The sequence below is a fragment of the Mesorhizobium sp. B2-2-3 genome (genome assembly GCF_006442405.1).
Lineage (GTDB): Bacteria > Pseudomonadota > Alphaproteobacteria > Rhizobiales > Rhizobiaceae > Mesorhizobium.
This window is the reverse complement of sequence record NZ_VFWC01000004.1, coordinates 402356-413284: the sequence shown is the minus strand read 5'-3', so window position 1 is coordinate 413284 and position 10929 is coordinate 402356. Positions and strand designations below refer to the sequence as shown.

Below are 10929 nucleotides of genomic sequence, written 5' to 3'. Positions count from 1 at the left end.
CTCACACCCCGGACTACATCGTTCGTGGCCTCATGCAATCACATCAGGCAGGTACGTTCCAGATGTCTTTCGCGTATTGGCGGATCGTGCGATCGGAAGAGAACCAGCCGACGCGCGCGACGTTGCGGATTGCCCTGGCGTACCAGTCCGGACTGTTGCGCCAGACGGCGTCGACGTCTCGCTGGCAAGTGGCATAGGCGTCGAAATCCGCCGCGACCATGAACCAGTCGCTGTCGTAGAGACCATTGATGAGATCGCGGTAGCGGTTGGGATCATCGGGCGAAAAGACGCCCGATGAAACGGCCGCGAGCGCCTGCGACAGTTCGGGCGATGCCTTGATGACGCCACGCGGATCGTAGCCATTGTTGCGGCGCTCGGCGACCTCCGCCGTGGTCAGGCCGAAGATGAAGATGTTGTCGTCGCCGACGCACTCCTTGATTTCGACATTGGCGCCGTCGAGCGTGCCAATGGTCAGCGCGCCGTTCAGCGCGAACTTCATGTTGCCGGTGCCCGAAGCCTCCATGCCGGCGGTCGATATCTGCTCGGAGAGGTCGGCGGCCGGCATCATGATCTCGGCGAGGCTGACATTGTAGTTCGGCACGAACACCACCTTGAGCAAGCCGCGAACGGCCGGATCGCGGTTGATGACCCTGGCAACGTCGTTGGCCAGTTTGATGATCAGCTTGGCATTGTGGTAGCTGGGCGCCGCCTTGCCGCCGAAGAATTTCACGCGCGGCATCCAGTCGCGCTCCGGGTGCGAGCGGATCTGGTCGTAGAGCGCGACCGCCTCGAGGATGTTCAGGAGTTGGCGCTTGTATTCGTGGATGCGCTTGACCTGGATGTCGAACAGCGCCGAGGGATCAAGCCTGATACCGAGCCGGTCGGCGACGAGATTGGCCAACTTCACCTTGTTCTGCCGCTTCACGCCGGCGAATTTTTCGCGGAAAGCGGTATCGTCGGCAAAGGCATCGAGCCCCTTGATGGCCTCGATGTCATCCAGGAAGCGGTCGCCGATCGCCTCGCGGGCGAGTGCGGTCAGACCTGGGTTGCACTGGATCAGCCAGCGCCGCGGCGTGATGCCGTTGGTCTTGTTGTTGATGCGGTCGGGGTAGAGCGTGTGCAGGTCGGCGAATACCGTTTCCTTCATCAGCTCGGTATGCAGCGCCGAGACGCCGTTGATCGAATGCGAACCGACGAAGGCGAGATTGCCCATGCGCACGCGGCGGTCGCCATTCTCCTGGATCAGCGAGATGCGGCTGATCTGCTCGCCGGAGAACTGATTGGTGGCGCGCGCCTCGAGCAGCACCTGCGCGTTGATGGCGTAGACGATCTGCATATGGCGCGGCAAAAGCCGCTCGAACAGCGGCACCGGCCAGCTTTCCAGCGCCTCCGGCAGCAGCGTGTGGTTGGTATAGCCGAAGGTGCGTTTGGTGGTGTCCCAGGCCCGGTCGAAATCCATGCCGTGGACGTCCATCAGGAGGCGCATCAGCTCCGGCACGGCGATCGCCGGATGGGTGTCGTTGAGGTGGATTGCCGCCTTGTCGGGCAGCGACTTCAGGTCGCCATATTGGCTGAGATGCCGCTGCACGATGTCCTGCAAAGAGGCGGTGGAGAAAAAATATTCCTGCCGCAGCCTGAGTTCCTGCCCTGCCATGTGGGAATCGGCGGGATAGAGTACGCGCGACAGCGCGTCGGCCTTGTTGCTTTCGGCGAGTGCGCCGATGTGGTCGCCAGCATTGAACTTGTCGAGCAGAATCGGATCGACCGGCATGCCCGACCAAAGCCGCAAGGTGTTGACGCGGTTCCCCCGCCAGCCCACGACGGGTGTGTCGTAGGCGACGGCCAGCACATGCTCGGTCGGCTTCCAGACATGGCGTTCCAGCCGGCCATCCCTGGTGGTGACCGATTCCACCGAGCCGCCGAACCCGACCTCGAACGACCGTTCGCGGCGTTCGAACTCCCAGGGATTGCCGTGATCGAGCCAGGTCTCGGGCAATTCCACCTGCCAGCCGTCATGGATCTCCTGGCGGAACATGCCGTTGGCGTAGCGGATACCGTAGCCATGCGCGGGAATATCGACGGTGGCCATGCTTTCCATGAAGCAGGCGGCGAGCCGGCCGAGGCCGCCATTGCCAAGTGCTGCATCCGGCTCAAGCGTGGCGATGAGGTCGAGTTCCACACCCAGCGACGACAACGCCTCGCGCATGTTCTCCATCAGGCCGAGATTGGAGAAGGCGTCACGCATCAGGCGGCCGATGAGGAACTCCAGCGAGAGGTAATAGACGCGCTTTTCTTGCTGGGCGTAGGCCTCTTTCGTCGCCTGCATCCAGCGATCGACGATGCGGTCGCGCACGACCTTGATCGAGGCGGTCAGCCAATCGTACTGGGTGGCGACGGTGGTGTCCTTGCCGACCCTGTATTTGAGGGCCATCAAGACTTCCCTTGCGAGCGTCTTGGGGTCGGGATTTTCAAGCAGTGGCGGGAGGGGGTCGGATGTCATCGTGCGCGTCATGCTGCCTCTCGTGCGGTTGCCACGATCATACCGGCTTTCATCATTCATCCCAGCCCATGCTACCGCATTGCAGCAAACGTTCAATCGATTTAAGTAAGCCCGAGGCGACTTACCCAGCGGCAATTTGGCAGTTCAGGCCGCCAGCGCCGCCTCCGGCGGCGTCTTTGCCCCAGTCATGAAGGCGACGGCATCGGACATTGTATGTTGTTTTGGATCGATGACGCACAGCCGACGACCCAGCCGATGGATGTGGATGCGGTCTGCCACTTCGAAGACATGCGGCATGTTGTGCGAGATCAGCACGATCGGCAGGCCCCGCTTCTTCACGTCGAGGATGAGTTCCAGCACGCGGCGGCTTTCCTTGACGCCAAGTGCTGCCGTCGGCTCGTCCATGATGACCATCTTGGAGCCGAAAGCGGCGGCGCGCGCCACTGCCACGCCCTGGCGCTGGCCGCCCGACAGCGTCTCCACCGCCTGGCTGATGTTCTGGATGGTCATCAGGCCGAGTTCAGTCAGCTTGTCGCGGGCGCGCTTTTCCATCGCCGGACGGTCGAGCATGCGAAGCCATTGGCCGACAAAGCCGGGCTTGCGGATCTCGCGGCCGAGAAACATGTTGTCGGCGATCGACAGCGCCGGCGACAGCGCCAGGTTCTGGTAGACGGTCTCGATGCCGGCTTCGCGGGCCTCCATGGGCGATTTGAAGGCGACCGGTTTGCCCTCAAGCCGGATTTCGCCTTCATCGGGCACCACAGCGCCTGAAATCGCCTTGATGAGCGACGACTTGCCGGCGCCGTTGTCACCGATAACAGCGAGGATTTCGCCGGGGTAGAGGTCGAAATCGGCATTGTCCAAGGCGGTGACGCGGCCGTAGCGCTTGACCAGTCCACGAGCGGTGAGGATAGGGTCCTGGGTCATGCCGAAACCTTTCTGATCCATTGATCGACCGCCACGGCGCCGATGATCAGCACGCCGGTGAGCAGCACCTTCCATTGCGGATCGGCGCCCAGCATGTTGAGGCCCATGGAGACGACACCGACGATCATCGCGCCGAACAGCGTGCCGAGGATCGAGCCGCGGCCGCCGAAAAGAGAAATACCGCCGATCACCGTGGCGGTGATCGCCTGCAGATTGTAGTCGGTCACGGCGGCCGACGGCGAGATCGACCCATTGCGACCGATGGAGACCCAGGCGGCGAAAGCGGCGATCAGCCCGGCCAGGGTATAGACCGTCATGAGCACCTTCTTGGTCTGGATACCCGACAGTTTCGCCGCCTCCTGGTCGTCGCCGACAGCGTAGACATGGCGGCCCCATGCCGTGTGATTGAGCACGTACCAAAGGAGCAGCACGAGCGCGACCATCGCAATCACGCCGGCCGTCAGCACAGCGGTGCCGACCTTGAAGCTGAGCGCGAACAGATGCAGCAGCGGTGCCTGAACGTCGACGTCGGTGTCGCGGATCGTCTCATTGGCCGAATAAATGAAGTTCGTCGCCATGACGATGTTCCAGGTGCCGAGTGTCACGATGAATGGCGGCAGTTTCATGTAGGCGACAAGCACCCCGTTGAGCAGCCCGCAGGCAGCACCCGCGGCAAGTCCGATCGCTACGGCAAGGACGCTCGGCAGGCCGTAGCTGACGGCGCAATTGCCCATGATCACGGCCGAAATCACCATGATGACGCCAATCGAAAGGTCGATGCCGGCGGTGAGGATGACCAGGGTCTGGGCGGCACCCAGAATGCCGACGATGGCGATCTGCTGCAGGATCAGCGTCAGCGTGTAGGACGAGAAGAAACGCCCGCCAATGGTGAGGCCGAACACGATGATCGCCAGGACCAGAACGATCAGCGGCACCGCGGCCGGCGTCGAATGCAGAAAATGCTGGATGCGTCTGACCGCCGATTTATGCTCGTCAAACGCGGCAACGCTCGTGTCGCTGCCTGAGAGAACCTTCTCGAATTCCTGAGCTTGAGACATGTTTCCTCCCCGTAGGGTATCAGCCACGCGGCGACACCCGTCCACGCCTTTCCGGTCTCCTGCCGGGATTGTTCGCGGTCACGCGACCATCGTCCACCCGAAGCGGCCGGGGATCAAGTCCGGCCGCTCCGTTTTTCGTTGCCAGTCAGACCGGCATCAGCCCCAGCACTTGGCGAGGCCTTCCTTGGTGTCGATGGACTTCACGCCATTGGCCGGCTTGTCGGTCACCAGATTGACGCCGGTGTCGAAGAAGTTCTTGCCTTCGGTCGGCTTCGGCTTGGTGCCGTCCTTGGCGAAGTTGGCGATGGCCTCGATGCCGAGCGCCGCCATCTGCAGCGGATATTGCTGCGATGTCGCGCCGATGACGCCTTCGGCCACCGACTTCACGCCGGGGCAGCCGCCATCAACGGAGACGATCAGCACCTGGCTTTCCAGGCCGACGGCCTTGAGCGCCTGATAGGCGCCGACCGCGGCCGGCTCGTTGATGGTGTGGATGACGTTGATGGTGTTGTCCTTCTGCAGAAGGTTCTCCATCGCCTTGCGGCCGCCCTCCTCATTGCCGTTGGTGACGTCATGGCCGACGATGCGCGCGTCATCCTCGTCGCCGATCTTGTTAGGATCCTTCACGTCGATGCCGTAGCCCATCATGAAGCCCTGGTCGCGCAGCACGTCCACGGTCGGTTGCGAGGGGGTCAGGTCGAGAAAGCCGATCTTGGCGTCCTTGGCCTTGTCGCCGAGCGTCGCGGCGGCCCAGGCGCCGATCAGCTTGCCGGCCTCCAAATTGTCGGTGGCAAAGGTCGCGTCGGCGGCGTCGATCGGATCGAGCGGCGTGTCGAGCGCGATCACCAGCAGGCCGGCGTCACGCGCCTTCTTCACGGTCGGCACGATGCCCTTGGTGTCGGACGCGGTAATGAGGATGCCCTTGGCGCCGTCGGCGATGCAGCTCTCGATCGCCGCGACCTGGCTTTCGCTGTCGCCGTCGATCTTGCCGGCATAAGTCTTGAGGTCGACACCAAGCTCCTTGGCCTTGGCGGTCGCACCCTCCTTCATCTTGACAAAGAAGGGATTGGTGTCGGTCTTGGTGATCAGGCAGGCGCCGACACCGGCCGCGGATGCGGACGAGGCGAATGCCATCAGGCCCAGAGCGGCCGCCGCAAAAACGGTGGACTTCAACAGTTTTGTATTGGTCACGATTTTCCTCCCAGTGGAACATTCCGGATGCCGGCCAACCGGCATCCGTACGGCATCCAAGCAACCTCTCCCGGTGGGGATGCCTGCCTCAAATGACACCAGACCAATCTCTCTGTCAATAATTAAATCACTCTTATTTATTATTGACAGCCTTGCGCCGTTCGCACATTCTGTTCCAAAAGCCTCGAGGGGAAATGACGGGAGGAACAGGGGTGGAGACGGCCACTGCCAGGCATGGTTCGCCCGAGGCGAATGAGAGCCTTATTCACCGTGGTACCAACCAGAGCGGCATGCGGGACCACAATGAGCGGCTGGTGCTGTCGCTGGTGCGCCAGCATGGCAGCCTGGCGAAGTCCGACATCGCCCGCATGACCGGACTGTCGGCGCAAACCGTCTCCGTCATCATGCGCGAGCTCGAGGAGGAAAGCCTGCTGCTGCGGCAGGCGCCGCTGCGCGGCAAGATCGGCCAGCCCTCCATCCCCATGGCGCTCAATCCCGAAGGCGCGTTCTTCATCGGCCTGAAGATCGGCCGCCGCAGCGCCGAACTCGTGCTGATCGATTTCCTCGGCAATGTACGTTCGATGCTGCAGCATTCCTACCGCTACCCTGCCCCGCGCGAGACGGTGGAATTCGTCACATCAGGCATGAAGAAGATGCGTGGCGAGCTTTCGCCCGCGCAGGACAAACGCATAGCGGGGCTCGGCATCGCCATGCCTTTCGAGCTCTGGAACTGGGCCGATACCGCCGGCGCGCCGCGCGACGTCATGGACGAATGGCGCCATCGCGATATCCGCGCCGACATCCAGGCGCAATGCGATTTTCCGGTCTATCTGCAGAACGACGCCACTTCGGCCTGCGGCGCGGAACTGGTCTTCGGCCAGGCAGGCGCCCCGCGTGATTTCGTCTATTTCTATATCGGCGCCTTTGCCGGCGGCGGCATCGTCCTCAACGGACGGCTCTTTGGCGGCCCGACCGGCAACGCCGGCGCGCTGGGCTCCATGCCGGTGCCCGGACCGGAGGGAAAGCCGACCCAATTGATCGACGTGGCCTCGATCGCCATGCTCGAAAAAGCGCTCAATGCGCGTGGCGTCGAGGCGTCGCATCTGTGGACGTCGCCCGACGACTGGGGCGAGATCGGCGCCGAGCTCGACGACTGGATCACAAACGCCTCGCGGGCGCTCGCTTATGCCATAGTCGCGGCGTCGTCCGTCATCGACTTCGAGGCGGCGGTGATCGACGGCTGGATGCCGACGCAGGTGCGCCGCAGGCTGGTCGACGCCGTCATCGCAACCATCGACACGATCGATGCCGAGGGATTGAAACTGCCAAACGTCCGCGAAGGCACCGTCGGTATTCACGCGCGCGCTCTCGGGGGCGCCAGCCTGCCACTATCCGAGCGCTTCCTGATCGGTTCGACGACGATTTCCAGGAGCATCTGAATGCTGATCGGAATTCCGGCGCTGCTCGGTCCGGAGCTTCTGGCGATCCTGCGTGCGATGGGGCATGGCGACGAAATCGCCCTGGTCGATGGAAACTACCCGGCCGAAGAGCAGGCAAAGCGGCTGGTGCGGGCCGACGGCCACCATCTCATTCCGGTGCTGGACGCCATATTGAGCGTGCTGCCCGTCGATGACGTCGTGCCGGAGGCGCTGTTTCGCGCCTCGGCCAAGGGCGACCCCTCGCTCGCCGATCCCGTGCATCATGAAATCGAAGTGCTGTGTGCAAAACGCGCGCCCGGGCGCAAGGTGGTTGCGCTGGCCGGCGCCGACTTCTATGCACGCGTCAGGGCCGCGCACGCCATCGTCGCGACCAGCGAACCCAGGCTCTACGCCAACATCATCATCCGCAAGGGCGTGATCCATCCGCCGGAGACGACAAGACAATGATCCTTTGCTGCGGCGAGGCCCTGATCGATATGCTGCCGCGCACGACGACGGAGGGAGAACGGGCCTTCGCACCCTATGTCGGCGGCGCGGTGTTCAACACCGCCATTGCGCTCGGCCGGCTGGGCGCTCCTGCCAGCTTCTTCTCGGGCCTGTCGTCGGACCTGTTCGGCGGCCAGCTCCGCGAAGCGCTCGGGGCGAGCAAGGTCAGTTCCACCTATGCGCACACTTCGCCCCGGCCGACGACGCTCGCCTTCGTGCGGCTGAACGATGGCCAGGCAACCTACACTTTCTACGACGAGAACACCGCCGGGCGCATGCTGACCGGCGAGGATCTGCCGCAACTTGGTCCGGAGATCGAGGCCATGCTGTTCGGCGCCATCAGCCTTATTTCGGACCCGGCGGGGGCCGCCTACGAGGAATTGATGAAGCGCGAGCATGGTCGTCGCGTCATGATGCTCGACCCCAACATCCGGCCGAACTTCATCCCGGACAAGGCAAAGCATCTGAAGCGTATCCGCGAGATGATGGCGATGGCCGATATCGTGAAACTCTCGGATGAAGATCTTCACTGGTTCGACGAAGCCGGCTCGCACGAGGACGTCGTGCGCAACTGGCTCGACCGCGGACCCAAGCTGATCGTCGTCACCCATGGCAGCGAAGGCGCCGTCGGCTACACCAGGGACCACACGGTCAGCGTAACGCCGCAAAAAGTCGAGGTGGTCGATACGGTCGGCGCCGGTGATACGTTCAATGCCGGCATCCTCGCCTCGCTGCATGAGCAGGGCCGGCTAACGAAAGCGGCGATTTCAGGCCTTTCCGAGGACGCCATCCGTGCGGCCCTGACACTCGGCGCCAAAGCGGCGGCGGTGACGGTATCGCGGGCCGGCGCCAATCCGCCCTGGCGCCATGAGATCGCCTGAGTGGCGCGCCATAGGAAACGAATCCAAATTAACAGGTTCCTTGGAACCTTCGCCGGCGCGCTGTTGATGAGGCAGTAAAGAAAACCCGCCTGTGCGGCGGGTCCTTGGCGCAACTCAGCACCATAGGCAGATATGTAGCATAGTTGCCTTCACCCCGTCAAGAAAAAATTCCTATCTTCGGATAGTTGCCGCACTGCGGACTGGCCGTTCTCAGGCCTTGGCTGACCCAAGTTCGGGCCGTGGTAAGGCCCAACATGGATTGAGCCGGCCGATCACTTTATGTTTAGCAGGGTCGACTCTGGGGTTATAAGGCCGTAATTGCGCCGCACGAATCCCGGATTTCCGGCGTCCGGCTGACCGACACCGAAAAATGCGGTAACAGACTGCCACGACCGGGCAATTTGTCGCTCCGCGCGCCCGGCTTTCTCGGCAGGCGCAATTCTGATACCAGCGGGTCGAGGCCAGACCGCCCGGTTAAAATCGTTTGAGGACGACATGCAGTTCATCGATCTTGGCGCACAGCGCGAACGAATCCGCGACCGGCTGAAGGCCGCGATCGACCATGTCGTCGAGGACGGCCGCTATATCCTCGGTCCCCAGGTAGCCGAATTCGAGAAAAAGCTCGCCGCCTATGTCGGCGTCAAGCACGTCGTGGCCTGCGCCAACGGCACCGACGCACTGCTTTTGCCGCTGTTCGCCGCCGGGATCGGCCCGGGCGATGCCGTGTTCGTTCCGAGCTTCACCTTTGCCGCCACGGCGGAAGTGGTGGCGCTGGCCAAGGCCGAGCCGGTTTTCGTCGACGTCGATCCCAAGACCTACAACATCGACATCGCCAGCCTCGAGGCGGCGATCACGATGATCAAGAAAGAAGGCCGGCTGAAGCCCAGGGCGATCATTCCGGTCGACCTCTTCGGCCTTGCCGCCGACTACGATGCCATCATGGCGATCGCCCACCGAGAAGGCCTGATGGTGATCGAGGATGCCGCCCAATCGATGGGCGGTTCGGCGGACGGCAAGATGTGCGGGTCGTTCGGCACGGTCGGCTCGACCAGTTTCTATCCGGCGAAGCCGCTCGGCTGCTACGGCGACGGCGGAGCGATGTTCACCAACGACGACGCCTTGGCCGACAAGCTGCGCTCCTTCGCCTTCCACGGCAAGGGCGAGACGCAATATGACAACATCCGGGTCGGCATCAATTCACGGCTCGACACGCTGCAGGCCGCGATCCTGATCGAAAAGCTCGCCATTCTCGAGGACGAGATGGTTGCCCGGCAAATGGTGGCGAACCGTTATGCCGAAGGGCTTGCTGATGTCGTCACGGCAGCCCGCAACCTGGACGGCAGCCGCTCGGCCTGGGCGCAATACGCCATCGAGACGCCCAAGCGCGACGGGCTGAAGGCGCATCTCGGCGAAAAAGGCATTCCGTCGGTCATCTACTATGTGAAGCCGCTGCACGAGCAGATCGCCTATCGCGACTATCCGAGAACGCCGACCGGCCTTGCCGTATCCGAGCAATTGCCCAAGCGCATCCTGTGCCTGCCGATGCATCCCTATCTCAGCGAAGCCGATCAGGACCGGATCATCGAGACGATCCGCAACTATATCGGATCGAACTCGGCGCAGGCCGCGGCCGAGTAACCAGCCGGCTTCAGGCGGAGCTTGCCCCTGCCCTGCCGCTGGCGATGAAATGCGGATTGGCAAAATCCGCATCGCCGCCCTGGTCTCGCTTGCCATACATCAAGGGCTGTCCATCCAACGTGCGCGTGATGCCGCCCGCGGCGCGCAGCACGGCATCGCCGGCTGCGGTATCCCACTCCATGGTACGACCGAAGCGCGGATAAATGTCCGCCTCGCCATTGGCGACCAGACAGAATTTCAGCGACGAGCCGACAGAGACGATCTCGGCGATGCCTAGGTCACGAATATAGGCTTCGGTTTCGGGCGTGTTGTGGGAGCGGCTCGCAACCACCGCCAGCGGCGTCGCAGCCGCCCTCACCGAAATCGGCCGGCGAGAGACGATGCGGAAGTCGCCATCTATTTCGAGGAATTCCGCCTTGCCCGGCAGCCCGGAAAAGAACCGGCCCGTGCAGGGCGCGAAAACGACGCCGACTTCCGGCACGCCGTGGCGGACAAGCGCGATGTTGACGGTGAAATCGGTGCGGCGATTGACGAATTCCTTGGTGCCGTCCAGCGGATCGATCAGGAAGAAAGCCCCGTCCAGGTCCGGCGGCACGATGCCGGCGGATGCTTCCTCCTCGGCCACGCAGGGAATGTCGGGAAAGGCCGCACGCAATCCGGCCAGAATGATCTTCTCGCTCTCGCGGTCCGCCTCGGTCACCGGCGAGGAATCTGATTTCTGGTCGACCGCGCAGCCGGCGTGGAACACACGCATGACCTCGCGGCCGGCCGCCAAAGCGAGCCCCTCGAAAATTTCGAGCATCGACCTG

The 10929-nt window shown here is 63.0% G+C and carries 9 protein-coding genes; 4 read left to right on the top strand and 5 right to left on the bottom strand.

Annotated features, from left to right (window positions below):
* Positions 1 to 43: 43 nt before the first annotated feature.
* The 4 genes from FJ951_RS10540 to FJ951_RS10525 form a co-directional block, all read right to left on the bottom strand.
* Positions 44 to 2512, bottom strand: a complete 2469-nt coding sequence (locus FJ951_RS10540) for a glycogen/starch/alpha-glucan phosphorylase (protein WP_140514917.1) — start codon at positions 2510 to 2512, stop codon at positions 44 to 46.
* 132 nt (positions 2513 to 2644) lie between these two features.
* On the bottom strand, positions 2645 to 3427 hold the full coding sequence (locus FJ951_RS10535; RefSeq protein ID WP_140495053.1) for an ATP-binding cassette domain-containing protein: 783 nt from the start codon (positions 3425 to 3427) through the stop codon (positions 2645 to 2647).
* Positions 3424 to 4485 carry an ABC transporter permease gene (locus FJ951_RS10530; RefSeq protein WP_140494823.1) on the bottom strand — a complete coding sequence of 354 codons (1062 nt, stop codon included), beginning with the start codon at positions 4483 to 4485 and terminating at the stop codon, positions 3424 to 3426. The genes FJ951_RS10535 and FJ951_RS10530 overlap by 4 nt, the downstream gene beginning before the upstream one ends.
* Before the next feature lie 156 nt (positions 4486 to 4641).
* Positions 4642 to 5658 (bottom strand): sugar ABC transporter substrate-binding protein, encoded by a 1017-nt coding sequence (locus FJ951_RS10525; RefSeq protein WP_181165177.1) that lies wholly within the window; start codon positions 5656 to 5658, stop codon positions 4642 to 4644.
* A 230-nt stretch (positions 5659 to 5888) separates the two neighbouring features.
* On the opposite strand from FJ951_RS10525, the gene FJ951_RS10520 reads away from it, so the two are divergent.
* The 4 genes from FJ951_RS10520 to FJ951_RS10505 all read left to right on the top strand — a co-directional run bounded on the left by FJ951_RS10520 (position 5889) and on the right by FJ951_RS10505 (position 10120).
* Positions 5889 to 7115 (top strand): ROK family protein, encoded by a 1227-nt coding sequence (locus FJ951_RS10520; protein WP_140514915.1) that lies wholly within the window; start codon positions 5889 to 5891, stop codon positions 7113 to 7115.
* Positions 7116 to 7562 (top strand): RbsD/FucU domain-containing protein, encoded by a 447-nt coding sequence (locus FJ951_RS10515; protein ID WP_140514913.1) that lies wholly within the window; start codon positions 7116 to 7118, stop codon positions 7560 to 7562.
* Positions 7559 to 8482 (top strand): carbohydrate kinase, encoded by a 924-nt coding sequence (locus FJ951_RS10510; RefSeq protein WP_140514911.1) that lies wholly within the window; start codon positions 7559 to 7561, stop codon positions 8480 to 8482. The genes FJ951_RS10515 and FJ951_RS10510 overlap by 4 nt, the downstream gene beginning before the upstream one ends.
* Positions 8483 to 8977: 495 nt before the next feature.
* A complete protein-coding gene (locus FJ951_RS10505) occupies positions 8978 to 10120 on the top strand; it encodes a DegT/DnrJ/EryC1/StrS aminotransferase family protein (protein WP_140514910.1) in 1143 nt (380 codons plus the stop codon).
* Between the two features lie 10 nt (positions 10121 to 10130).
* Here FJ951_RS10505 and cysQ read toward each other — a convergent pair whose 3' ends face one another.
* Positions 10131 to 10922, bottom strand: coding sequence for a 3'(2'),5'-bisphosphate nucleotidase CysQ (gene cysQ / locus FJ951_RS10500; RefSeq protein ID WP_181165144.1), 792 nt, complete (start codon positions 10920 to 10922; stop codon positions 10131 to 10133).
* Positions 10923 to 10929: the final 7 nt, after the last annotated feature.